Raw genomic sequence first — 24,781 nt, forward strand, 5'->3', positions numbered from 1 at the left:
AATGTTAATAAGGGAAGCAAAAATAGAAGATGCTGAACAAATAATAGCTGTTATGAAAAATGCGGAAGAGTCTAATTTTATGTTATTCGGGCCAGGTGAACGACAGTTAGAAGCTGAACAATTTACTAGATTTATTGAGAATATTAACAATAGCAGTCATTCAGCATTATTTATAGCTGAAATAGATCAGACAGTGGTCGGTTATTTAATTGTTCAAGGGAGTACACCATCTAGACTTTCACATCGAGCCTATATTGTCATTGGCATTCATAGTGAGTATAGAGGAAGAAAAATTGGCACTGCATTATTTGGCCACTTAGACGATTGGGCAAAAGAGAAGGGCATTCATCGTTTGGAACTTACAGTAATGGTGAGTAATACTGCAGGCATAGCTTTATATAAAAAAATGGGGTTTGAAGTTGAGGGAACTAAAAGACATTCCCTATATGTTGATGGTGAATATATGGACGAGTATTACATGTCAAAATTATTTAACGTTTAAGAAACACAAATCGAATTAAAAGTACTACCTATTGCAAAAATGTCTATAGTACGAGGCGTGATTGTAAACTAAATAAGTAGAGCCTTGTTGAATTTTCAGCAAGGCTCAATCTTTGTAAAATAATCATTGTCAATAATAGCATACATTTTCACATTTTGATGATTACCCTTAACAAACATACTTTTTCGTAACAGACCCTCATAAAGCATACCCGATTTTTCCATTACTTTTTGGGAACCGATATTTTCTTCAAAGCACCTTGCTTGGATTCGAACTAACTTTAACTCATTAAATCCATAGTCAATCAATTTTTTTGTTGCTTCAGTCGTAATTCCTTGATTCCAATATTCTTCAGAAAGAACATAACCAATCTCCGCAAATTTATGCTGATCATTAATTGAAACAAAGTCAATAGTGCCAATCAATTTCTGCTCATATTCAATGCCCCATAATAGGTGTTTGCCTTGTTTATACCAGTTTAAAATTAATTCAATAAACTCTTTTGTATCGTCTAAACTTTTATGTGCATCCCATGTAACATAGCGTGCTACATTTTCGCAGGAAGCATAATCAATTTCGCCTTGGCGTAATTGCGTCCGGATTTTGAATTGTGCCCGCACAATTCATTCCTTTCAAAATCCGTGACATCCGCCGGAGGCTTTATCTTCATTCAGTAGGTATTTGGATACCCACTAAAAAGGAACCACATCAGCATTCATCTCACCACCTTTAGAGGTGGGAATCTTCTACTGAATGAAGATAAAACATTGCTTCTAAATCATTTGAAGAAATCGGTCTTAATGTTAGTCTTGTTGTTTTTAAAACAGGTATGGTTTGTTTAAAAATGTTGTCGCTCACAAAACCCCTCCTTTATTTGTGAAAGCATTTTAATGTAATTTATTATAACAAGATTTGTTAAATATTGTTAAGGCTTTTTTAAAATATTGAGAGGGGGGCTTGTTTAGTAGTTTGTAATCTATATTTAAAAGTGTTAACTTATGAACTTGGTGATTTTAAACAACGCCTCAATCCTTCGTGACCAACACCGTCGCTGCCGCTTTGCACTCCGCTTTCGCGCAAAAAACATATGTTGCCCCAAGTGGCTCATCGGACACCCTCAGGAAGCTTTGCTCTGTGCGAAAGCGACAAATGTTTTATCTGCGCGAAAGCGAAGCGGCAGCGACAAAAACGCCCAGCCGTAACGGAAATCACCCCCACGTTATGCTAATGAGTCATAAAAATAAAAATAATGTAGTTTGTATAAATGACGGTAATGCTCCATCAAATTATAGAAATAAGGGCCCCCTTCATAGGAGAGCCCTTATTTTACATGTAATTATTAATTTTCTTCAATATCTTTTCGGTTTTTCTTTAACATTTTAGATAACATTTCATAGACGATTGGTACAACTACTAATGTTAATAATGTCGAAGATAGTAAACCACCAATTACAGTAATTGCTAGGTCTTTTGAAATTAGACCACTGCCACCACCGCCGAGTGCCATTGGGATCATCGCTCCGATTGTTGCAATGGCTGTCATTAGAATTGGGCGTAAACGAGTGGCACCTGCTTCTAAAATGGCCTCCCGCATAACGAGTCCGTCGCGTTCCATATGGATAATGCGGTCTACTAATACGATGGCATTTGTTACAACGATACCAATCAGCATTAAGAGTCCCATCATAACAGAAACAGAAATTGTTTGATTTGTGACAAACAAGCCGACAAATGCCCCAATTACTGCGAATGGTAGTGAGAACAGAATAGCGAATGGTGCTAAACCTTCACCGAATGTTACTACTAGAATGAAGTACACGATAGCGATTGCAGCTAACATAGCAATTCCAAGCTGTGTAAATGTTTCTTGCATATCTGCAGCCACACCTGCAACACCTGTCGTTACACCTTTAGGTAAATCTAATTTATCGATCTTTTTATCAGTAGCAGCAGTTACTTTTGAAATATCTTCTTCAGTAATCGTACCAGAAACTGTTGCGTAATATTCGCCCTTAGAGCGAGATAATGAATTAAGCGTAGTGCCTTCTTCTACCTTTACTAATTCACCGATTGTCATTGTTGTGCCTAAAGCGGTCTTGATTTCAGTAGCTAATACATCATCAAGAGAAGTAGCCGCTGCCTTTGCTTCACGTTGTACAATGACATCAATATCTTCACCATCATATTTGACTGATGTTAAAACTTCTGGTGATGTATTGGCGTTCAAGGCCATTACAATTTGAGCAGTAGTTAAACCATATTGTAGAACATTCTTTTGATCTACTTTTAAGGTATGCTCAACATATGGATCTTCATTATTAGATTTAATGTCTTCTAAGCCATCAACTTCTTTTAATGCACCTTCGACTTGTTTCACAGCATCACGAAGCTTATCTAAGTCCTCACTATATAATGAGTAGCTTACTTCATTTGAAGACCCAGACATTGACGAGAAGTTTTGAGATTTCCATTTTCCTGATTGACCAATGTTAGCTATATAGTCTTCTACTTCTTTACGTGCTTCAGGGAAGTCCTCCATATCTGGATCAAAGATGAGGTACATTAATGCACCACCAGCGCCGCCGCCCATCATCGTTGCAGCAGGATCAACATTTTTAGGGTCATTGATAGAGACTTGTAAAATATCAATATCTTTGCGTTTCATTAATTCTTTTTCTACTGTTGCCACATTTGCTTCTGTATCTTTCATTAGCTCGCCTGTAGCAGGTGTATACGATAAGTACATCACCTTTTCTTCTTGAGAGCCCATGAAGCTGAAGCCGATGAGTGGTGTTAATGCAAGAGAACCAACAAGCAGTACAATCGCTATAACCGATGTAATGATCTTATGGTTTAATGCTTTTTCTAGTACACCTTTATACCAAGTAGCTAGTTTACCAACTTCTTTATGCTGACTTTCTTTTTTCTCACCGTATAATTTTTTACGGAATAGGAAGTGAGATAAAGCTGGAACTATTGTAATCGCCACGATTAATGAAGCACCTAGCGCAAATGACATTGTTAACGCAAACGGCATGAATAATTCGCCAACCATACCACCTACAAAAATTAAAGGAGCGAAAACTGCTACAGTTACTAATGTAGAAGAAAGGATTGGTTTGAACATTTCAAGTGTCGCTTCACGAATAAGGGCACGACCGGTTAATTTTTCTTCTTTTAAATGGATACGTCGATAAATATTTTCAACAACTACAATGGAGTCATCAATTACACGACCAATTGCTACGGTAATCGCACCGAGGGTCATAATGTTTAATGTGATATCCATCCAGTTTAATAGTAGTAAAGCCATGAATATTGAAACTGGGATAGAGATAATTGAAATAATTGTTGATTTGAAATCACGTAAGAATAGTAAAATAATTAGTACGGCAATTGCGCCACCAAATACTGCTTTTTCAATCATTGTGAAGACTGAATCTTCAATCGGAGCACCTTGGTCAAGTGAGATTTCCACTTTTAAGCCGTCTATTAATTTTTCTTCTTCTTTAATGAGATCCTTTACAGCATTTACGACTGTTACCGTATTTGCATCTTGGCTTTTAACAATTTGAATAGCAATCGCATCTTTACCATTTGTACGTGATACAGATTGTACTTTACCTTCTACTTCAATCGTTGCAATATCACCTAAGCGAACGAATGGAGAAGGGTTTGCGGCTGAAGGTGTAACTGGGATTAATAAGTTTTTTAATTCATCTACAGATTTAACTTTACCGTCTACCGAAACAGCTTGCTCGCCGACAGTAAATTGATATAAACCGAGTGAAAGTGACATATCACTTGCTTGAATCATTTGCTGAACTGATTCTTCTGTTAAGCCGAGCTCAGCCATTTTCTTTTCATCATATTTAAATGACACTTGATTAATGTGCTGACCTGTAATGGTTGCAGAAGCAACACCATCAATTTTTTCGATTTTAGGAAGTAAAATGTCTTCTACCGTTGATGTTAATTCAACAATATCTTCCTTAGAGCTACTAACTGATAAAGCCACAACAGGCATCATATTCATACTGATGGCCATAATTGTTGGCTTTTGAGCACCTTCAGGTAATTTTACATTATCTAAAGCGGACTCTAATTGGCGCTTTTTCTCATCCATATCAATGCCGTAGTCATATTCAACTTGAACTTGTGCTACGTTTGAAGAGGATGTTGAGTAAACGGCCTTAACATCCTCTAAGCCTTCGATTGATTTTTCAAATGGAATGGAAAGTTCATTCATGATCTGTTCAGGTGTTGCGCCGGGATAAACACCCATAACAATTAAATATGGTATAGAAATATCAGGTATGGATTCCATTTTCATTTTTGTACCTGAATAAATACCGGAGACAGTGATGATAATTGTTAATAGCCACACTGCCAATTTGTTTTTCAATACGAAATTAACTAAACCTTTCACCTTTACACCTACCCTTTATTGACTTACTAATTTCAATTATTTATACTAATGACTAATTGGTCACTTGTCAATGAAATACATTAGGAGAGAATTAAAAGTATGTTAAAAAAGCAATTAATTATGGAAAAAGCATTAGAGTTATTCTCGGAACAAGGATTTGAAGCTACATCTGTACAGCAAATTACAGAACGATGTGGAATTTCAAAAGGAGCATTTTATTTATCTTTTAAAACAAAGGACGAACTTCTTTTTTCGATGGTAGAGTACTATCTACAGCAACTTGTTACCGAAATTGACCATGTAGTCAGAAGTTCGCTTAGTAAAGATGTCAAAATTGTTGAGTTTTACAAAAGTGTTTTTCAAGCATTTAAAAAACATTCTGCATCTGCCCGCGTTTTTTTTAATGAGAAACTTCTTTTTACAAAAAAGGAATTGCTCCAAAAAATAAGTGCTTATGATGCGGATATGTCAAAGTCGATCATCTATATGCTTGAGCAACTATATCGGGATGAACTAAGCAAGACAAAATATGATGTTATGTACTGCATTAAAGGATTTATGAAGAGTTATGCAGAACTTTGTATTTTTTCCGATATACCATTAGATTTAGATCAATTGGCAAAATCTTTAGCAGAAAAGACGGATATTATAGCACGGTATACAACGATTCCTTTTATCACAGAAGAGCTTGTTCAATTGACAGCAAAACCATGTAATGAAGAAGTTACAAAGGAATCTTTGTTACAATTAATCGATCAACACCTAAGTGACTTAGAGGAGTCAATTGAACGCGAGTCTCTTGAATTGCTAAAATCTCAACTTGAAAATCTAACCTATAGTAAACCAATTGTAAAAGGTTTAATCGAAAATTTACGCTTACAGCCAGAGTGTAGATGGGTTGCTTATGGATTAACGAAATATTTTAAAATTTAACTTCTTTCAGCATTGATCTCACCACTATAGGCGGTGAGATCAATGTGGTTTTAAGTCGCTTTTCAGCGGGGGTCCAAACATCCGCTGAAAGAAGTTAAAGCCGAATCTGGACGCAATTATGCCGAGGTATAATTGATCTATAGGGATAGAATTGTTCACTAACGGGGTGAACAATTCTATTTTTTTATCTTTATTCAATGCTGGCACAATTCATAATCCGGACGTATTGTTTATCTGCTGAGTCTAAATTGACTGGTAGTAACTGTAGTGCTTCCTCTGAACTGTTAAAAGGCTGTTGAATCCATAATAATCGTTCAAGGAAATTTTTCACATCATTTGGTAGAGCCAATTCTTCTTGCCAAGGTTTTTCTTTATTTGTAGAAGGTTTGTAGCTTGAGTAAAGTAAATATAATAAAAAATGACCAACAAAATATAAATCGCTAATATGATTTTCGGCTCGCTTTGGGTTTTGGATTGAAGAGAAATCCACATTTTTTTTAACGGAAGCAAGGCCGAAATCAATAATATACAATTGTTGATTGGCAAATAAAATATTAGGGATACGTAAATCTCGATGTACTATGCCATTTTCATGTAAAACAATTATTTGTTGCAATAGTTGTTTCGTGATTAAAAGCGACTCAGAGATTGTGAATGTTTGGCCTTCGTCAAAAATGAGCTGTTCAAATGTTTGGCCATTTATATAATCCATAATAAAAAAAGGTATGTTTTGAATAGTGCCTGTTAATTGAATAGACGGAATACTAGACATTGTTAAACGCTGGAGAATTTCAATTTCCTGCATAAATTTATTTTTCGTTTTTTTATGACGACGATGTTTTAAACGCAGGCATTTTAAAACATAAAGCTTTCTCGTGGATTTTTCTTCTATTAAATATGTTCGACCGTATGAGCCGAAACCAAGAAATTTAACAAAAGCGAAATTTTGCTGCTCTGTTATATACTGTTGAACTTCTTGATCAAAACGTTTTTCTAATAATTGATTCCACCACATTAGCTACTGAAGAAACTCCTTGAACTAAAGAAGCTACGTGAGCTTTTTCGATGGCTACGTTTATAATGTTTGTGCCCATAATAATTATGACGTTTGGAATACTTTTGGCGACTACTAGATGAATGATGATGTTTTTTAGATGACCCATTGAGTATGGAATGAAGGATTTTATCTAACATAAGAACTCTCCTCTTTTGTTTTGATACTACTATATACGGAAAATAAAAAAGAGAGGTTTCAAAATTTTAAAAAAATATTTTGCTGTTTGTTAAGGGTTCTTCACTTTTTTTGCTATCGCCGTTTTGGGCTTTTTTGTTGGGCTACATGTTTTTCGTGAACTACACTCTAAGCAGGGGCAAGAACCGATTAAAAAAGAAGCTACGCAATTTGCGTAGCTTCTTAGTAATGAGGCTAAACCTCCATTATAATCGGTAAAATCATTGGTCGACGTTTTGTTTTTTCAAATAAATATGGTCCTAATACGTCAGTAATTTCATTTTTCAGCTCAGTCCATTGAGGAGTTTTGCTTTGAATTGACTCATTCAGGTGACGATTTAGCATTTTTTGTGCTTCATTAATCATCGTACCTGACTCACGCATGTAAACAAAGCCTCGTGAAATAATGTCTGGGCCAGAAACCATTTTTTGATTTTCCATATCCACACTTACAACAACGATCACTAAACCTTCTTCAGAAAGAATGCGTCGATCACGTAAGACGATATTGCCGATATCTCCAATACCATTGCCATCAATATAAACGTCTCCTGAAGGGATACGACCAGCAACATGTGCCTCATTGGGGCTTAATGCTAGCACGTCACCATTCTCCATAACGAATGAATTTTCAAGTGGAACATCACAATCTTCTGCTAGATGAGTATGCATTTTCAACATACGGAATTCACCGTGAATTGGCATAAAAAATTTAGGCTTCATTAAGCGTAGCATCAATTTTTGTTCTTCTTGAGAACCGTGACCAGACGTATGGATGTTATTAAGTGCACCATGAATAACTTCTGCACCTGCACGGAAAAGTAGGTTGATAATCTTATTTACACTTACCGTATTTCCTGGTACTGGCGAAGAAGAGAAGATAACTGTGTCACCAGGCTGAATTTGAATTTGACGATGTGTACCATTGGCAATACGAGAAAGGGCTGCCATTGGTTCACCTTGAGAGCCTGTACATAATATCATAACTTCATTAGCAGGAAGTCGATTAATGCTTTGGGCATCAATGAATGTATCCTTCGGTGCATTAATATAACCAAGTTCACGACCGATTGTAATGGCATTATCCATTGAACGGCCAAAGACAGCGATTTTTCTTCCGTATTTTATGGCAGCATCTGTTGCTTGTTGTAAACGATGAATGTTTGATGCAAAAGTTGCAAAGATAATACGACTATCAACTTTACGGAAAATTTCATCGATACTTTTTCCAACTGTCCGTTCTGACATTGTGAAATTTGGCTTTTCTGCATTTGTACTATCTGAAAGTAAGCACAGTACTCCGTCGCGACCGATTTCAGCCATTTTTGTTAAGTTAGCTGGCTCGCCTACTGGTGTAAAGTCAAATTTAAAGTCACCTGTATGCACGATGTTACCGGGTGGCGTTTTTACGACAACTCCGTAAGCATCTGGAATACTATGTGTTGTTCTAAAGAAGCTGACAGATGTTTTTCTGAATTTAATAATATCCTCTTCTTTAATTTCGATAAGTTTTGTTGTACGAAGCAAGCCGTGTTCATCTAATTTATTGCGTAATAAGCCGAGTGCTAGCTTACCGCCGTAGACAGGGACATTTACTTGACGTAATAAGTAGGGGATACCACCGATATGATCCTCATGTCCATGCGTAATAAATAATCCCTTGATTTTGTCGACGTTACGTACTAAATACGTATAATCTGGAATAACATAGTCAATGCCGAGTAAGTCGTCTTCTGGAAATTTAATGCCGGCATCGATTAAGATAATTTCATCTTGAAATTGAACGCCGTAAGTGTTTTTGCCGATTTCGCCCAGTCCGCCGAGCGCGAAAACAGCTGCTTGGTCATTTTTAACAAACTTCATGTTTGTTAAATTTCCTCCAAGATGAAGTTCGGACTTGCTTGTTCGTAAGTTAAATAGTTACCTTCAAGCAGTTGAATGAACTCAATGTTGTAGTTTCGGTCTTTTAGCTTTTCACGTACTTCGCGCTCTGAAGCAGCTTCAAGGTATAGACTTTTAGTGTTTTCGCGAACTGGAATCTCATTTGCATATTCTTGATAATAAACTTTGTAAATCATAGTTTGCTCTCCTTTTATTGCGTACAATTTTATTGCACCTTTGACTAATACCACACACGTGCTACAAGAAAAAACAGCGAATTTCTAGTATACTGAGAAAGAAATAAGGCGTTTGAAGTTCTTGTATCTCAGTGTTTCAAAATTTGCACTACGACAAGGCGTAATTGAATAAAACATTGAGACAGTGGTTGCACATAGCCAAATAAATGCATTTCCTTTATATTATCACGCAGTTACTCTAAAATAAAGAAAAGCCCTTCAAATAATGAAGGGCAAATGTTAGGCAATTGATTTTTTTCCGAGTATGCCGCGAAGTTGCTTCAATAATTTCCGTTTGAGTTTCTTCAGCATGGCACATCACTCCTTAGGATCATTATAATAAAAAAATATGCCTGTGTAAAGTTATTAGCCTTGGCAAAATAATACATAATGAAGGGGACTATAAGATGAAGAAAATTTTATTTTTTGATGTAGATGGTACGCTTTATAATAGTGAAAAAATATTACCTGCTTCTGCGAAAGAAGCACTTTTTGAAGCTCGTCGGAAAGGATATGAGCTAGCGATTGCAACTGGGCGTGCGCCTTTCATGATTCAATCCTTATTAGAAGAGCTAGATATTAATACGTATGTGACTTTTAATGGACAATATGTTGTGTATCGTGGTGAGGTTGTCTATACAAACGGTATTGAGAAAGACGAGCTAGCCAAAATCGTTGCCTTTGGTGAAGCACGGAACGAACCTGTAGTATTTTTAGATGACAAACAAATGATTGCATCTGTTGAAAATAACGATATGGTGGCAGAAAGTTTAAATACTTTAAAATACCAGTATCCAAATTTAGACTCAACTTATTATATGCAGAACGATGTCTATCAAACACTTATTTTTATGGAAGAAAAAGATGAACATTTATATCGTGAAGCATTTCCGAACGTACAATTTGTACGCTGGCATCACTATTCTTGTGATATTTTACCAAAGGGTGGCTCGAAGGCTGTTGGCATTGGGAAGGTCCTTGAGAAAATGGGACTGACATTAAATGATGCAATCGCTTTTGGAGATGGTATCAACGATATAGAAATGCTACAGGCTGTTGGAACAGGTGTGGCGATGGGGAATGGACATGAGAGAGTGAAGGCTGTTGCTACTTATGTTGCAGATCATGTGGATGAGGACGGCCTTGCTAAAATTATGCGCGAATTAAAAATCATCTAATTAAAGATAAAGAAGCAACTAGTTGGAGATAATACTACAGCTAGTTGCTTTTGTTTTGGTCTTTAGTTAGATGAATAATCGCAATTGAAAAGAAAACAGCTCCCTGCAGATGTAAAATAACTGTAAGGTTGTTTTCTTTACATCGTGCTTCTAATCACGCTCATATGGAGTAGAATCCGGAATTTCCGTAAATGGATTTTTTTCATTTATGCGATCGTAAAACATTATACCGTTAAGGTGGTCTAATTCGTGTTGGAAGGCTATAGCAGGCAAGCCTTTAAGTCTTAATTTTTTCTCTTCACCGTCGACTGTTTTAAATTTAACTGTAACGCGTGCGTGGCGTGGTACATAGCCTGGGACATTGCGATCTACAGAAAGGCAACCTTCGCCTGTAGAAAGGTATGTGTTTTCTACAGAGTGACTGACAATTTTAGGGTTGATTGCTACAAAGCTTAGTTGTTCGCCATTCTCATCTTTTAAATGAAGGGCAAACATTCGATGTAGACTATTTACTTGATTGGCAGCTAATCCAATGCCGCTACGTAAATCATATTTATCTGCAATTTCAGGGTCTTGGCTGTTTATTAAATATTGAAGCATGTCTTCTGCAAGCTGTTTTACTTCATCGGTTAAAGGGAATTTAACCTCCTCGGCTTTTGTGCGTAAAGTCGGATGTCCTTCGCGAATAATATCATCCATTAAAATCATATGTGAATCTTCCTTTCAACTTTTAGGCCTTACTTATAAGTATACATCACGTATTAAAACAATCACATGAAAAAAGACCTTATTTGAATATACTTAAAAAATTTTTTTATAGCTATTAGATTGTCTAGAACTGGGGCATTCTACTATTGGTGATCGTATAGGAAAACCTAATAATTGTGCACTTTAAACATATTGTTATAATACAGTTGTTGTTATTTAATGATACAGAATAAGACAGATGTGTTTAGTCGTTATTTCAGAAAAAATCTTATTTTGTACGCGTAATATATGATTGACCGACCGTATTTTATTCAGTATACTGAGTGCAAAGAATAAGTTGTACTAGTTAAAAAGGTGATTTATTTTAATACAGTTGAAAGGGAGATGTGACAAATGAGCAAGAAAAACAACAATATTTTTGATGCTAAACAAACGCTAACTGAAATCGAAGATAAGTTTGAATTGTTTCAAATTTTGAATGAAGAAGGCGAAATTATAAATGACGAGGCAGACCCGAAGTTATCTGATGAGGAGCTAGTTGAACTAATGACGCGTATGGTTTATACACGTATTTTAGACCAACGCTCTATTTCTCTTAACCGTCAAGGTCGATTAGGTTTCTATGCTCCAACAGCAGGTCAAGAAGCGTCACAACTTGCTTCACAATATGCGTTAGAAAAAGAAGATTGGATTTTACCAGGTTACCGTGATGTACCACAAATCGTATGGCATGGTTTACCTTTAGATAAAGCGTTTTTATTCTCACGTGGTCATTTCGCTGGAAACCAAGTGCCAGAAGGCGTAAACGTATTACCTCCTCAAATTATTATCGGAGCCCAATATGTACAAGCAGCAGGTGTAGCACTTGGTCTTCAAAAGCGTGGTAAAAAAGCAGTAGCTGTAACTTATACAGGTGATGGTGGTTCATCACAAGGGGATTTCTATGAAGGCATTAACTTTGCAGGTGCATTTAAATCACCAGCAATCTTCATTGTACAAAATAACCAGTATGCGATTTCAACACCTCGTGAATTACAAACAGCTGCAAAAACAATTGCTCAAAAAGGTGTAGCAGCAGGCTTACCAAGTATTTTAGTAGATGGAATGGATGCATTAGCTGTTTACGTAGCAACGCGTGATGCACGTGAGCGCGCAGTGAATGGCGAAGGTCCAACGTTAATTGAAACACTATGCTATCGCTATGGTCCTCATACAATGGCAGGGGATGATCCAACACGTTATCGTACATCTGATACAGATAGCGAATGGGCACAAAAAGACCCTCTTGTACGCTTCCGTAAATACCTAGAGGCGAAAGGTCTATGGGATGAGAAAAAAGAAGAGGCTGTAATTGAGCGTGCAAAAGAAGAAATTAAAGAGGCTATTAAAAAAGCTGATGCAGCTCCAAAACAAAAAGTAACAGAGTTAATGGAAAACATGTATAAAGGCGAAATGCCATCTAATTTAAAAGAACAGTATGAAATCTACAAAGAGAAGGAGTCGAAATAACCTATGGCACAAATGACGATGATTCAAGCAATTACAGATGCACTTCGTACAGAATTAAAGAATGATGAAAACGTTCTTGTATTCGGGGAAGATGTAGGTGTCAACGGTGGGGTATTCCGCGCAACTGAAGGCCTACAAAAAGAATTTGGTGTTGACCGTGTATTCGATACACCATTAGCAGAATCAGGTATTGGTGGCTTAGCAGTCGGTCTTTCTCTAGAAGGTTTCCGTCCAGTTCCTGAAATTCAGTTCTTCGGCTTCGTTTTTGAAGTAATGGATTCAATTAGTGGTCAATTAGCACGTATGAGCTATCGTAGCGGCGGTGTCTATAATGCACCAGTAACAATTCGTTCTCCATTCGGTGGTGGAGTGCATACACCAGAAATGCACTCTGATAGCTTAGAGAGCTTAATGACAGCACAACCAGGTTTAACGGTTGTTGTACCTTCAACACCATACGATGCTAAAGGTTTACTGATTTCTTCTATTCGAAATGATAATCCAGTCATTTTCTTAGAGCATTTAAAATTATACCGTTCGTTCCGTGAAGAGGTACCTGAGGAAGCATACGAAATTCCACTAGGTAAAGCGGATGTAAAACGTGAAGGTAAAGATTTAACGATTATTGCCTATGGTTTAATGGTTCACGAAAGCTTAAAAGCTGCAGAAGAGCTGGAAAAAGAAGGTCACTCTGTAGAAGTTATTGATTTACGTACAATTCAACCAATTGATATTGAAACTATTATTGCATCAGTTGAAAAAACAGGTCGTGCAATCGTTGTACAAGAAGCCCAAAAACAAGCTGGTATTGCGGCAAATGTAGTGGCTGAGATTACAGAGCGTGCGATTTTAAGCTTAGAAGCACCTGTACTTCGTGTGGCTGCACCAGATACTGTGTACCCATTCCCACAAGCTGAAGGTGTTTGGTTACCGAACTATAAAGATGTAATGGCAACAGCGAAAAAAGTTTTAACATTCTAACTTCGTTTCAGTAGAAACTTGAAGAACAGTAAATAGAAAGGATGGGTACACATGGCATTTGAATTCAGATTACCGGATATTGGCGAGGGTATTCACGAAGGAGAAATCGTAAAATGGTTCGTTAAAGCTGGAGATACAGTAAAAGAAGACGATATTCTTTGTGAAGTACAAAACGATAAAGCAGTAGTAGAAATCCCTTCTCCAGTAGAAGGGACAGTTGAGGAAGTTTTAGTAGGAGAAGGCACAGTAGCAGTTGTTGGTGATGTCTTAATCCGCTTTGATGCACCTGGCTATGAAGACTTAAAACTAAAAGGCGATGACCATGCTGAGGCGAAAACAGAAGCTCAAGTTCAAGCAACGGCTGAGTCAGGTCAGAAAGTAGAAAAAGCACCTGTTAAAGCTGAGCAGGCTCCGGAAAAGACTCCAGAGAAAGCTCCTGAAAAGTCTGAAGCTGTAGCAGATGACAATAAACGTATCATTGCAATGCCTTCAGTACGTAAATTTGCACGAGACAATGATGTCAATATTCGTGAAGTTAAAGGTACCGGCAAAAATGGTCGTATTTTAAAACAAGATATTGAGAATTTCCTAAATGGTGGAGGCACTGTAGAAGCTGAAGCACAAGTTGCTAATGAAGAAGCTGTTCAACAAGAAACAGCTGTACACGCAGCGCCAGTAGTCCTTGAAGGAGAATTCCCTGAAACACGTGAGAAAATGTCGGGCATTCGAAAAGCGATTGCAAAAGCAATGGTTCACTCGAAACAAACGGCTCCACATGTTACACTAATGGATGAAGTCGATGTAACAGCTCTTGTAGCGCATCGTAAAAAATTCAAAGATATCGCTGCTGAAAAGGGTGTCAAATTAACGTACTTACCATACGTAGTTAAAGCGCTAATTTCAACTTTACGCGAATTCCCAGAATTTAACCGCTCATTAGATGATGCAACTCAAGAAATTATTCAGAAGCACTACTATAATGTTGGTATTGCAGCAGATACAGAAAAAGGCTTATTAGTACCTGTTATTAAGCACGCAGATCGTAAATCTGTGTTTGCGGTATCTAATGAAATTAATGAGTTAGCGACTAAAGCACGTGAAGGTAAGCTTGCACCACATGAAATGAAGGGCGCTTCGATGTCGATTACGAATATCGGCTCTGCAGGAGGACAGTGGTTTACTCCGGTAATTAATCATCCTGAAGTAGCGATTTTAGGTATTGGTCGAATTTCAGAAAAACCTGTAATAAAAAATGGTGAAATTGTAGCCGCACCTGTGTTAGCATTATCATTGAGCTTTGATCATCGTATGATTGATGGAGCCACTGCGCAAAATGCTTTAAATCACTTAAAGCGTTTGTTAAGTGAACCAGAATTATTATTAATGGAGGCGTAACAAAAATGGTAGTAGGAGATTTCCCAATCGAAACAGATACTCTTGTCATTGGTTCAGGTCCTGGAGGATATGTAGCAGCAATCCGTGCAGCTCAAACTGGCCAAAAAGTAACAATCGTTGAAAAAAATGTACTTGGTGGTGTGTGCTTAAACGTAGGTTGTATCCCATCAAAAGCATTAATTTCAGTAGGTCACCGTTTTGAGCATGCTAAACATTCAGATGACATGGGTATCATCGCTTCTGATGTAAAATTAGACTTCTCAAAAGCACAAGCATTTAAAGAAAGCGTTGTTAAAAAATTAACTGGCGGTGTTGAAGGCTTACTTAAAGGTAACAAAGTTGAAATTGTACAAGGTGAAGCTTATTTCGTTGACGCTCATTCAGTACGTATCATCAATGGTGAATCTGCTCAAACTTACACATTTAACAATGTAATTATTGCAACAGGTTCTCGCCCAGTTGAAATTCCAACATTTAAATTCACTGATCGCGTACTAAACTCTACTGGCGCACTTTCTTTACAAGAAGTTCCTGGTAAATTAGTTGTTATCGGTGGAGGCTACATTGGTACTGAGTTAGGTTCAGCTTATGCTAATCTTGGCTCACAAGTAACAATTATCGAAGGCGGAAAAGATATCTTAGCTGGCTTCGAAAAACAAATGACACAAATCGTGAAAAAAGGCCTTAAAAAGAAAGGCGTTGAAATGGAAGTAAACGCATCTGCAAAAGGCGTTGAAGAAACAGAAAACGGCGTAGTAGTAACTTATGAAGTTGGCGGAGAAGAGAAAAAAGTTGAAGCTGACTATGTATTAGTGACTGTAGGTCGTCGTCCAAATACAGATGAAATGGGCCTTGCTGAAATCGGTGTTGAATTCGGTGAACGTGGTCTAATCAATGTTGACAAACAATGTCGTACAAATATTCCAAACATCTATGCAATTGGTGATATTGTAGCAGGTCCTCAACTTGCTCATAAAGCATCTTACGAAGGTAAAGTTGCTGCTGAAGCAATCGCTGGTGAAAAATCAATCGTTGATTATTTAGCGATTCCTGCTGTATGCTTCACAGATCCAGAGATGGCAACAGTTGGTTATAACGAAGATGAAGCAAAAGCTGAAGGCATTGAATACACTGCAGCGAAATTCCCATTCGCAGCAAATGGTCGTGCACTTGCATTAAACCAAACAGAAGGTTTCGTGAAGCTTGTTGCTCGTAAAGAAGATGGCTTATTAATCGGTGCTCAAATCGTAGGTGCTGGTGCATCTGATATGATCGCTGAAATGGGCTTAGCTATTGAAGGTGGCATGACTGCGGAAGATATTGCATTAACAATCCATGCTCACCCAACATTAGGTGAAATTACAATGGAAGCTGCTGAAGTATTACTTGGCAACCCAATCCATATTGTAGCAAAAAAATAATAAAGTTTATGAAAACGGCTATAAAGCATTTGCTTTGTAGCCGTTTAATTTTGTTGAAAAACTATTTTCAAAGTATGGTTCTTCGGCAAAACGAGGAGGTGATTTCCGTTCCGACTGGGCGCTTTCCTGGTGTCCGATGAGCACTTAGGCCAACAGATGTTTTTTGCGCGAAAGCGAAGCGACAGAAACGAGTTGAGAATCGCTGATAACAACAAGAAAATCGCTGATAAAAAGCTGAGAATCGCTGATAACAACGAGAAAATCGCTGATAAAAAGCCGAGAACCGCTGATAGCAACATGAGAACCACCGATAGCATCATGAATCGCTAATAAAATGCCAAGAATCGCGCCCATAAGAAAGCGAGTAAATCACCCTCATTTAACGCGCTACAAAGTTCACAATTGTTTTTCAACACTATGGAACGGCTATAAGCATTTGCTTTGTAGCCGTTTTTTTGTATAGTACTTGTAATTTTGATAAAGTAAATGTATCGAATGAATATTCGAAAAATATAGTTCGATTTAGAATATATAAAGTAATAGACTAGAAGTAGGATCTGCCAGGTAGAACTGGTGAACCAACAGATAGACCTTTCGGAGCGGCGAATAGAGCTGGCGAATCGACGGATAGGGCAAAGCGGTGGATAGAATAAGCGAAATGACGGATAGATATCGGCAACTGACCGCTAGAATTTTGCATATGTAACGGACGCCTACCGAACAAGTGAATTAGAACAAAAAATCGGGGGGAGACAAATGGAACTAGGCTTAAAGGGGAAAGTAGCAGTTATTACAGGTTCAAGTAAGGGAATTGGTTATTACACGGCGATGCAGCTTGTGAAAGAGGGGGCGAAGGTCGTGCTTTGCGCTCGTGGCGAAAAACAGCTCCAAGTGGCCGCTGGGTGTATTAAAAACGAAACAGATGAGGACGTTTTAATTGTCCCAACTGATATTACAAAGGAAAAGGATTGTAAGTACTTAATTGAACGGGCAGTAGAGCATTTCGGTCGCCTTGATATTCTTATAAATAATGCTGGTACAGCTTCAGCAAATCCATTTGAATCGGTTAGTAGTGAGCTATGGCAGGCTGATTTAGATTTAAAAGTGTTTGGTGCTGTCAATTGTTCCAAATATGCTGTACCTCATTTACGTAAGGTTGGTGGCGGTGCAATAGTTAATGTGACTGCGGTAATGGCTAAAACACCACCAGCAAGCTCACTTCCTACTACTGTAAGTCGTGCAGCAGGTCTTGCATTAACGAAAGCTATGAGCAAAGACTTAGGTAAAGACAATATTCGTGTAAATTCTGTTTGTATCGGGCTTATTCGAAGTGATCAAATAGAGAAGAAATGGAAAGAAGAAAAACCGGAGCTTTCGTGGAATGATTATTCTCGCAAAGTAGGTCAAGCGATTCCACTTGGTCGCGTAGGGGATACTCAAGAAGCGGCAAATGTCATTACTTTTTTAGTATCAGATGCAGCTAGCTATGTGACAGGAACTTCTGTAAACATTGACGGCGGTTCAGGTCACGCATTATAGAAGTATGAAGAAAAATGGCTCATCTAACGCCTTTAGGAAAGCGCCTTGTTGGAACGGAAATCAACCACACTTTAGGGTGATGAGCCTGAAAAGTTTGTTAAAAAGTATACAATGTAGTTGATTGGAGTGGTGGCTACTCCTTGGGCTTACCCGATTACTTTCGAGGCTAAATCTCCGGATCAAAGCTCACTTACAGCTCCCCGAAGCATATCGGTGTTAGTGCCGTCCTTCTTCGGCTCCTAGTGCCAAGGAAGTGGACACGGAAAACTGAGAGTAGCTATTATAGAAATAACTCTTTTAAAGGGCGTGTACCGAATGACTAAAAAAATAACACAAGAATATCGTGATTATGTTGTGAAATTAGTAGTAGAAGAAAATCGAAAAGTAACAGAATTATCGTATGAATTAGGGCTTGGGGAATCTTCTATTCATCGCTGGGTAAAAAAGTATCGTGATGCAAAAAAGCAAGAAAATGGCGACGTGAAATATATAACCCCTTCGGAGCTGAAAAAGTTAGAAGCGACTTATGAAAAGAAACTTCGTGACTTAGAAGAGGAGAATGCCATTCTAAAAAAGGCGATGCACATCTTTGCCAAAAACCCGCAGTAGTGTTTGAATTTATTGAAGCGCATAAACGGGAGTTTTCGATTGTAAAGATGTGCCGTGTTCTAAAAGTGTCGACGAGTGGCTATTATAAATGGTTGGCCAACAGGCAGCACCGATAACTGAAAAAGAAGAATATAAAATGAAAGTCACACAAAAAATTAAACAATCGTTTCATGAAAGCTATGGTACGTATGGCAGCCCGCGAGTCCATAAAGATCTGTTGGAATGGGGTTATCCTCTTTCACAAAAAACAGTGGCAAACATCATGCGAGTACTGGAATTGTGCGCAACACAGCCGAGAAGCTATGTGACGACAACAGATTCAAATCATGACGCACTGGTATATCTAATATACTGAACCACATGTTTTATGTGGAAGAACCAGATCAAGTATGTCCGCTTTCTTGACAGAAGACCAAACCTGATCACATTTGGGACTTACCCGATCACTTTTAATGGTTACCTGATTAAAAGTAAGTAAAAGAGGTAATATTTAGCGATGTCTAACAAATGAATATAATTCAAATTTAGACAATCTCTTAACAGGTGTGTTGATTAGGAAAAAATAGGTTTATTTTTGAGTGATTAAAGGATTTTTTGTTGCTCATCACCAAAAGTTGTGGATGACATTTGTTAAAATATATGCCTTGTATATTAGTTGATTGGAGTGTCAAGTTCCGCCGCTAACCAAGCGAATATCGCCGCTAAAGCATCAAGATCCGCCGCTAACCAAGCGAATATCGCCGCTAAAGCATCAAGTTCCGCCGCTAACCAAGCGAATATCGCCGCTAAAACATCAAGTTCCGCCGCTAACCAGGCGAATATCGCCGCTAAAACGAGGCTGGGCGACTCCTTGGGGATAGTGTCACAGATGGGGTAAAACATCACGTCCTGTGATAACGCCTTCGTGACCAACATCCTGTTGTCCCAAGCGGCTCATCGGACGCTCACTGGAAGCTTTGCTTTCGTAGCAGAGCAAAGCTTCCAGTGGGAATGCAAGATGGACGAGACCTTGCACGGAGCGAATGTTTTCAGTGCGAAAATGAAGTGTTAACGTAACGAAAATCAGCTCTTCAAATTAATTTTTTGGTAAAAAATGGTTAATTTACGTTCTTAATCTCTTAATTTATTTCTAGAAGAAGGTGGCTTAAAGTGTTTTTATACCACCTTCTTTTTCTATTGTTTTCCTAAAATTATAATAGACAGAAAATTCCTACAGATGTAGAATGAATGTAATAGGGGGTGAAATGTGGCGAAATGTTGAACGAGAATTTTGCTGCGATGTTTAAGAGAATAGTTCGTATTATTGTTCAGATTGGGATACTCAATATTTATTATTACATTGGTGAAGGTATTGTATCTTTATTACATGTACCTCTTCCAGGAAGCATAATTGGATTACTATTATTAGCACTTTCACTCATTTTTAAAATTATTAAAGTAGAATACATTCAAGATGGAGCGGGCTTTTTAATTGGTGTATTAACATTGTTTTTCATTCCTGCAACAGTAGGAGTGATTGACTATCCAGAGCTTTTGTCAACAACTGGTCTGTTGATCATTCTAGCAATTATAGCTAGCACATTAATCTCCATTTATGTTACAGGGATAGTTAGTCAAATTATCGAGAAAAAAGAGCTGGCTAAAAAAGAAACAGAAGCTATTGCTGAGGATGGAGAGGGGGAATTAACTGTTGACTGAAATTATTGTTGTTATGGGAACTATTGTGTTGTTCGTGTTATTTACAAAGCTATATCAGCGTTACCCACATCCTTTAATGATTCCACTAGTGACGACAACCATTGTCAGTATCATCATTTTATTAGCCTTCAATATCCCATATTCTACATATTTGGAGGGGGGCAAGTGGCTTCAAAAAATGCTAGGTCCAGCCGTTGTAGCGCTTGCATATCCTCTATATAATCAGCGCGCTATTATTATAAAGTATAAGTATTCTATTTTGTCAGGTATTTTTATCGCCATGATTACGGGCTTAGTGACAATATTCATTATGCTGAAATGGATTGGTGTCAATGACAGCTGGATGCTGACAGCTTTGCCTAAATCATTAACGACACCTGTTGGTATGCAGGTGAGTGAGACAATTGGCGGCATTCCACCATTAACAGCGGTGTTTGTAATGCTGGCAGGGTTTGTAGGCGCTATTATCGGACCGTTAGTCATTAAATACGGCAAAATTGACTCAGCCGTTAGTAGAGGTGTCGCGGTAGGTAGTGCTTCACATGGCGTTGGACTTGTTAAATTAAGAGAATACGGGGAACAGGAATTATCAGTAGGCTCGTTATCTATGGGCTTATCAGCAATTATTGGCGCATTTTTATGCCCGTTATTTGTCTATTTATTTATCTGACTACTCCCACAGCTAAAGCAGCGGGGTTCTTATATACTTAAGAGAAGCGTTACAAAGCTCTCCACAGATGGTGTTGCCATGGCCTGTGTACAACATCTTTGATTTATCTTCTGTTCTATAAGACTTTCTTATTTACACAACCGATGTTGTGTTGGCAATAAGTTTTAACGAAGGCAGGTAGCTCTACCTACGGGGGAATAGCCCTCACTTGATTTGTTTGATACCCATGCTAAGAGGGAATGTTTTCTTTACTTGTTTCAAGTCTTCTATATGTTGATTGTGTAACTCTAAAAAGGTAGTAAACGTTTTATTGCATAAGTCTTGATTCGTTTGTTGTAAATTTGGTTCACTATTCATCAGTAAAAACGCACTATATAAATCTCGTTGTACAAGATGACTTCCAATTTGACTCCAACGTTGATGGAGTTTTTTCTTTTCATAACGATCCGTCACATGGTTATACTGACTGGCTCTAAAGGTGATCGTATTTACTTTCTGTATCGTTTGCTTTGTGTAACCAAGTTTTTGATGGATGATTTCCACTAGCATCGCAGGGGCATGATTCCCAATGCTTTTTCCAAAACGCTTTTTGGATTGGAATTTGCCCTGTATATTTGTTTTCGTTTCTTTTGTACGCTTTGCTAATCCTTTAAAATGCATGGTTTCGATGTACACTTCATCGCCAAGAGACAAGATTTTATTGGCTAACGCACCATGTTTTTCTTTGATGTAGGAAGCTTTCTTTCTATATAATTCTTTTATTTGTTTTTTTGTTTTTTGATAGTTTTTACTAGATGTCCAACGGAGTTTGACGCCATGTTTAATAGTACCATCCTTGTTGAAATTGTTAGGATTGGTACTTCTACGACTTCTATCCAATTTGCGTAATAAACGTCTTTTTTGTTTCTCCAATAAAGGTACTTCTGGCGCAAGTTGTTGGATGAAAACGGTTTCTTCTGAAACAACCGCAATGGTAGAAGGACCAATGTCAATACCTACCCGTTTTTGTTTTTGATAGGAATGGCGAAAGGCTCCTGTAGATGAAATTCTCTTTGCAGGAGGAACCCCATCCATCACGAGTTGTACGTAAAAAGTATGAATTCCACGAATCACTTTTTTGACTAGACGACAATATTTAATGGTATGAAGAGCAAGGGATTCTTCTACAAATAAATCTTGTTTGCGAATACGAACAGGAAGGGTTAATCCATTCCAATAGACAACATTCTCTTTAAATCGAATGCCTGCTTTATTAGATTTCCCTTCTACAGAATGAAGCATTCCGTAACGTTTAAAGTGTGCTTTGCTCCCTTTAAATAGAACATCCTGAACCGCTTTCCAGACAGTAGAGGCGATTTTCTGGGAAGTATTGCTATCTATATGTTTTTTATAGTTATGTTGATGCTTTTTAATATACGCATGCAGTTGATTTTCACTTAATCCAAAAGATTGACGAATGGTATCTAATTCTTTTGCGGTCTGCTTCAACTCCTCTTCTGAATCATTAGATTTTTTCGCTTTTTGGTAGCAACGTAATTGTTTTCGATAGTGTTTTGATTCTTGCATGAAAGTATATTGTTTTACTGCATAAGACAAGGTTGTATTATAGAGTGTACGGGCAATTTCAAAACGTTTTAATAGGATATCCTTTTGCCACGTATCTATAAGTAACTTGAGTTCTATAATAAAACAATCTTTTTTCGATTTCGTCATTACCCGTCACTCCTTTATTTTTTTGATTATTCACAATATACAACGAAAACGTATGTTCTGTAAAGAAAAAAGCACTTCATTCCGCCCACCCTCTGAAGAAGTGGGCTTCCTGAAGGTCAATTCTGTGAAAAAATACTAAAAATCAACTAATAAAAGTCCTATATCATTGAAAGGAACTAATCGTTGCGAATTTGCAAATAATAGCTTCTAGAGTAATGTATAATAACCGATTATCATTTAATCAATATCTATTAGCTGGAGGTTGAGAATAATGAATTTAGATAATCGTTTGAAGGGATTGAGAGAACAACATAACTACACGCAGGATGATGTTGCGGATTTTTTAAATATTTCACGACAATCCGTTTCTAAATGGGAGTTGGGTAAGGGGTATCCTGATATTGATAATTTTATAAAGCTGAGTGATTTATATGAGGTTTCTCTAGATCAGCTTATTATAGGAGAGGAAAAATATCATAAAACCGCAGTCTATCATTCGAGTGAATCCAATCATAAAACAACCGGGGATTTTTTTGTGGCATTATTGGTGGCTTATTTTCCCTGTATTATGCATGCTCTATCCTTTAAGGTAATTGTATTAAGAAAAGCTACCCCATTTTTATAGAGGTAGCTTCGTAATTAAATGATTGGTTTGCGTTCTTTTATGACGCGAATTGTTTTTAGTGTTGTATCTTCTGGTCCTTGAACTGGTAAACCAGCTTCAATATTCATTTGAATGTAACGAATATTTTCTTGGGTAATTATTTCCCCGGGAATAAAAATAGGAATACCAGGAGGATATACCATTATGAATTCTGCACAAATGCAATTATCTGCTTCTGCCAGAGGAACAACTTCAGTATCTGCATAAAATGCATCACGAGGTGACATGGCAAGTGCTGGAATATCTGGAACATTAACGATTGCTTCAGTAATAGCAGCCTCTGAATCAAATGCTTTAGACATACGACTAAGTGCATTGATAAGGAGGTTAATTTCCTTTTTCGTATCAGCTAATGTCACTAAACATAAAATATTATATAGATCAGACAACTCTACTTCGATATTAGCATTGTGACGAAGCCATTCTTCAGCTTGATGACCAGAAATGCCTAAATCCTTAACACTTATCAATAGTTTTAACGGATCCATATCATAAGTTGCAGATGATTTTAATTTTTCTTTACCAGCGCATTTTAAATGCGGAATTTGGTTAATGCGTTTTCGGGCATCTTTAGCTAAACGAAGTGCATCATCGATTAAATCATAGCCATGAATTGCTAGTTGACGTCGAGCTGTGTCAAGCGAAGCGAGTAATGGATAAGATGTCGATGTTGTTGTTAGCATTGAGAAAACCGCTTGTACACGTTTTGCAGAAACAAGACCTTCACGAACATTTAGAATCGACGTTTGTGTCATGGAGCCACCAAGCTTATGTACGCTTGTAGCTGCCATATCGGCACCTGCCTCCATCGCAGAATAAGGAAGCTCATCATGGAACTTAATGTGTACTCCATGAGCTTCATCAACAACTACTGGGATATTACGGCTATGGACTATTTCAACAATACGTTTTAAATCAGCTGTAAAGCCGTAATATGTTGGATTAATAACAAGAACTGCTTTTGTATCCGGATAAGCATTTAAAGCTTTTTCGACAGCTTCAGGCGATATTCCATGAGAAATACCATACTCACTATCTACTTCAGGATGAATAAAAATCGGGATTGCACCAGCGAAAACAATCGCCGACATTATTGATTTATGAACATTCCGTGGCACTAGAATCTTATCACCTGGACCAACGACGGTCAGAATCATCGTCATGATGGCGCCACTAGTACCTTGAACGGAAAAGAATGTGTGATCAGCACCAAAGGCTTCGGCAGCAAGTGCTTGCGCTTCCTTAATTGCGCCTTTCGGTGAATGTAAATCGTCTAGTGGAGCAATATTAATTAAATCAATAGATAAAACGTTGTCGCCGACGAATTCTCGGAAAGCAGGATCCATACCTTGCCCTTTCTTATGGCCTGGGATATGGAACTGAATTGGATGTCTGTTCCGATGTTTAAGTAATACGTCGAACAATGGAGTCTCTAATTGTGACAACGCAGGTACCACCTCACTTTATAATATCTAAGAAAACAA

At 37.7% G+C, this 24,781-nt stretch carries 26 protein-coding genes; 14 read left to right on the forward strand and 12 right to left on the reverse strand.

Annotated elements, in window-relative coordinates; translation table 11 throughout:
• Nucleotide 1: 1 nt before the first annotated feature.
• Nucleotides 2–502, forward strand: a complete 501-nt coding sequence (locus QUF91_RS05445; RefSeq protein ID WP_289417097.1) for a GNAT family N-acetyltransferase — start codon at nt 2–4, stop codon at nt 500–502.
• A 95-nt stretch (nt 503–597) separates the two neighbouring features.
• Here QUF91_RS05445 and QUF91_RS05450 read toward each other — a convergent pair whose 3' ends face one another.
• Nucleotides 598–1,122 (reverse strand): GNAT family N-acetyltransferase, encoded by a 525-nt coding sequence (locus QUF91_RS05450; protein ID WP_289417098.1) that lies wholly within the window; start codon nt 1,120–1,122, stop codon nt 598–600.
• 109 nt (nt 1,123–1,231) lie between these two features.
• Nucleotides 1,232–1,360 (reverse strand): hypothetical protein, encoded by a 129-nt coding sequence (locus tag QUF91_RS05455; protein WP_285397020.1) that lies wholly within the window; start codon nt 1,358–1,360, stop codon nt 1,232–1,234.
• Between the two features lie 241 nt (nt 1,361–1,601).
• Here QUF91_RS05455 and QUF91_RS05460 point away from each other — a divergent pair, with 241 nt between their 5' ends.
• Complete coding sequence (locus QUF91_RS05460; protein WP_289417099.1) at nt 1,602–1,730, forward strand: hypothetical protein; 129 nt, start codon at nt 1,602–1,604, stop codon at nt 1,728–1,730.
• A 111-nt stretch (nt 1,731–1,841) separates the two neighbouring features.
• On the opposite strand, the gene QUF91_RS05465 is transcribed toward QUF91_RS05460, so the two are convergent.
• Nucleotides 1,842–4,931 carry an efflux RND transporter permease subunit gene (locus QUF91_RS05465; RefSeq protein ID WP_289417100.1) on the reverse strand — a complete coding sequence of 1,030 codons (3,090 nt, stop codon included), beginning with the start codon at nt 4,929–4,931 and terminating at the stop codon, nt 1,842–1,844.
• A gap of 99 nt (nt 4,932–5,030) precedes the next feature.
• Here QUF91_RS05465 and QUF91_RS05470 point away from each other — a divergent pair, with 99 nt between their 5' ends.
• A complete protein-coding gene (locus QUF91_RS05470) occupies nt 5,031–5,864 on the forward strand; it encodes a TetR/AcrR family transcriptional regulator (RefSeq protein ID WP_285397022.1) in 834 nt (277 codons plus the stop codon).
• A 190-nt stretch (nt 5,865–6,054) separates the two neighbouring features.
• Here the strand turns inward: QUF91_RS05470 and QUF91_RS05475 are convergent, their stop codons facing one another.
• From QUF91_RS05475 to QUF91_RS05485, 3 genes are all read right to left on the reverse strand, one after another.
• Nucleotides 6,055–6,879 (reverse strand): protein kinase domain-containing protein, encoded by an 825-nt coding sequence (locus QUF91_RS05475; RefSeq protein WP_289417101.1) that lies wholly within the window; start codon nt 6,877–6,879, stop codon nt 6,055–6,057.
• Between the two features lie 411 nt (nt 6,880–7,290).
• On the reverse strand, nt 7,291–8,958 hold the full coding sequence (rnjA, locus tag QUF91_RS05480) for a ribonuclease J1 (protein ID WP_285397024.1): 1,668 nt from the start codon (nt 8,956–8,958) through the stop codon (nt 7,291–7,293).
• Between the two features lie 5 nt (nt 8,959–8,963).
• Nucleotides 8,964–9,173, reverse strand: a complete 210-nt coding sequence (locus QUF91_RS05485; RefSeq protein WP_285397025.1) for a DNA-dependent RNA polymerase subunit epsilon — start codon at nt 9,171–9,173, stop codon at nt 8,964–8,966.
• 446 nt (nt 9,174–9,619) lie between these two features.
• Between QUF91_RS05485 and QUF91_RS05490 the strand changes: the two genes are divergently transcribed.
• On the forward strand, nt 9,620–10,390 hold the full coding sequence (locus tag QUF91_RS05490; RefSeq protein ID WP_289417102.1) for a Cof-type HAD-IIB family hydrolase: 771 nt from the start codon (nt 9,620–9,622) through the stop codon (nt 10,388–10,390).
• 150 nt (nt 10,391–10,540) lie between these two features.
• Here QUF91_RS05490 and def read toward each other — a convergent pair whose 3' ends face one another.
• Nucleotides 10,541–11,098, reverse strand: coding sequence for a peptide deformylase (gene def, locus QUF91_RS05495; protein WP_289417103.1), 558 nt, complete (start codon nt 11,096–11,098; stop codon nt 10,541–10,543).
• A gap of 393 nt (nt 11,099–11,491) precedes the next feature.
• On the opposite strand from def, the gene pdhA reads away from it, so the two are divergent.
• Genes pdhA through lpdA form a run of 4 tightly spaced genes read left to right on the forward strand, consistent with a single transcriptional unit; the run spans nt 11,492 to nt 16,404 of the window.
• Nucleotides 11,492–12,607, forward strand: coding sequence for a pyruvate dehydrogenase (acetyl-transferring) E1 component subunit alpha (gene pdhA / locus QUF91_RS05500; protein WP_285397028.1), 1,116 nt, complete (start codon nt 11,492–11,494; stop codon nt 12,605–12,607).
• 3 nt (nt 12,608–12,610) lie between these two features.
• Complete coding sequence (locus QUF91_RS05505) at nt 12,611–13,588, forward strand: alpha-ketoacid dehydrogenase subunit beta (protein ID WP_068983307.1); 978 nt, start codon at nt 12,611–12,613, stop codon at nt 13,586–13,588.
• A 51-nt stretch (nt 13,589–13,639) separates the two neighbouring features.
• Nucleotides 13,640–14,983, forward strand: a complete 1,344-nt coding sequence (locus tag QUF91_RS05510) for a dihydrolipoamide acetyltransferase family protein (RefSeq protein WP_285397029.1) — start codon at nt 13,640–13,642, stop codon at nt 14,981–14,983.
• Between the two features lie 5 nt (nt 14,984–14,988).
• On the forward strand, nt 14,989–16,404 hold the full coding sequence (gene lpdA / locus QUF91_RS05515) for a dihydrolipoyl dehydrogenase (protein WP_289417104.1): 1,416 nt from the start codon (nt 14,989–14,991) through the stop codon (nt 16,402–16,404).
• Nucleotides 16,405–16,548: 144 nt separating this feature from the next.
• Here lpdA and QUF91_RS05520 read toward each other — a convergent pair whose 3' ends face one another.
• The gene (locus QUF91_RS05520; RefSeq protein WP_285397032.1) at nt 16,549–16,758 is read right to left on the reverse strand and encodes a hypothetical protein; all 210 of its coding nucleotides are present in this window, start codon (nt 16,756–16,758) and stop codon (nt 16,549–16,551) included.
• A 190-nt stretch (nt 16,759–16,948) separates the two neighbouring features.
• A complete protein-coding gene (locus tag QUF91_RS05525; protein WP_289417105.1) occupies nt 16,949–17,104 on the reverse strand; it encodes a hypothetical protein in 156 nt (51 codons plus the stop codon).
• A gap of 56 nt (nt 17,105–17,160) precedes the next feature.
• On the opposite strand from QUF91_RS05525, the gene QUF91_RS05530 reads away from it, so the two are divergent.
• The 3 genes from QUF91_RS05530 (at nt 17,161) to QUF91_RS05540 (ending at nt 18,907) form a co-directional block, all read left to right on the forward strand.
• Nucleotides 17,161–17,943, forward strand: coding sequence for an SDR family NAD(P)-dependent oxidoreductase (locus QUF91_RS05530; RefSeq protein ID WP_289417106.1), 783 nt, complete (start codon nt 17,161–17,163; stop codon nt 17,941–17,943).
• A 315-nt stretch (nt 17,944–18,258) separates the two neighbouring features.
• Nucleotides 18,259–18,552 (forward strand): transposase, encoded by a 294-nt coding sequence (locus tag QUF91_RS05535; protein WP_289417107.1) that lies wholly within the window; start codon nt 18,259–18,261, stop codon nt 18,550–18,552.
• A gap of 88 nt (nt 18,553–18,640) precedes the next feature.
• Nucleotides 18,641–18,907: an IS3 family transposase gene (locus QUF91_RS05540; protein ID WP_289417108.1), complete on the forward strand. Its 267-nt coding sequence runs from the start codon at nt 18,641–18,643 to the stop codon at nt 18,905–18,907.
• A gap of 296 nt (nt 18,908–19,203) precedes the next feature.
• Here the strand turns inward: QUF91_RS05540 and QUF91_RS05545 are convergent, their stop codons facing one another.
• Nucleotides 19,204–19,467: a hypothetical protein gene (locus tag QUF91_RS05545; protein ID WP_289417109.1), complete on the reverse strand. Its 264-nt coding sequence runs from the start codon at nt 19,465–19,467 to the stop codon at nt 19,204–19,206.
• Between the two features lie 339 nt (nt 19,468–19,806).
• Between QUF91_RS05545 and QUF91_RS05550 the strand changes: the two genes are divergently transcribed.
• On the forward strand, nt 19,807–20,250 hold the full coding sequence (locus QUF91_RS05550; protein WP_285400176.1) for a CidA/LrgA family protein: 444 nt from the start codon (nt 19,807–19,809) through the stop codon (nt 20,248–20,250).
• The gene (locus QUF91_RS05555; RefSeq protein WP_285400175.1) at nt 20,243–20,920 is read left to right on the forward strand and encodes an LrgB family protein; all 678 of its coding nucleotides are present in this window, start codon (nt 20,243–20,245) and stop codon (nt 20,918–20,920) included. Before QUF91_RS05550 ends, QUF91_RS05555 begins: the two co-directional genes overlap by 8 nt.
• 204 nt (nt 20,921–21,124) lie before the next feature.
• Here the strand turns inward: QUF91_RS05555 and QUF91_RS05560 are convergent, their stop codons facing one another.
• A complete protein-coding gene (locus tag QUF91_RS05560; protein WP_289417110.1) occupies nt 21,125–22,633 on the reverse strand; it encodes a hypothetical protein in 1,509 nt (502 codons plus the stop codon).
• A 271-nt stretch (nt 22,634–22,904) separates the two neighbouring features.
• On the opposite strand from QUF91_RS05560, the gene QUF91_RS05565 reads away from it, so the two are divergent.
• Entirely contained in the window at nt 22,905–23,258 is a 354-nt protein-coding gene (locus QUF91_RS05565) for a helix-turn-helix transcriptional regulator (RefSeq protein WP_285396067.1), read from the forward strand.
• Nucleotides 23,259–23,272: 14 nt separating this feature from the next.
• On the opposite strand, the gene QUF91_RS05570 is transcribed toward QUF91_RS05565, so the two are convergent.
• Nucleotides 23,273–24,742, reverse strand: a complete 1,470-nt coding sequence (locus QUF91_RS05570) for an aminotransferase class I/II-fold pyridoxal phosphate-dependent enzyme (protein ID WP_285396065.1) — start codon at nt 24,740–24,742, stop codon at nt 23,273–23,275.
• Nucleotides 24,743–24,781: the final 39 nt, after the last annotated feature.

Source organism: Lysinibacillus sp. G4S2, from assembly GCF_030348505.1.
In the GTDB taxonomy this organism is placed as follows: Bacteria; Bacillota; Bacilli; order Bacillales_A; family Planococcaceae; genus Lysinibacillus.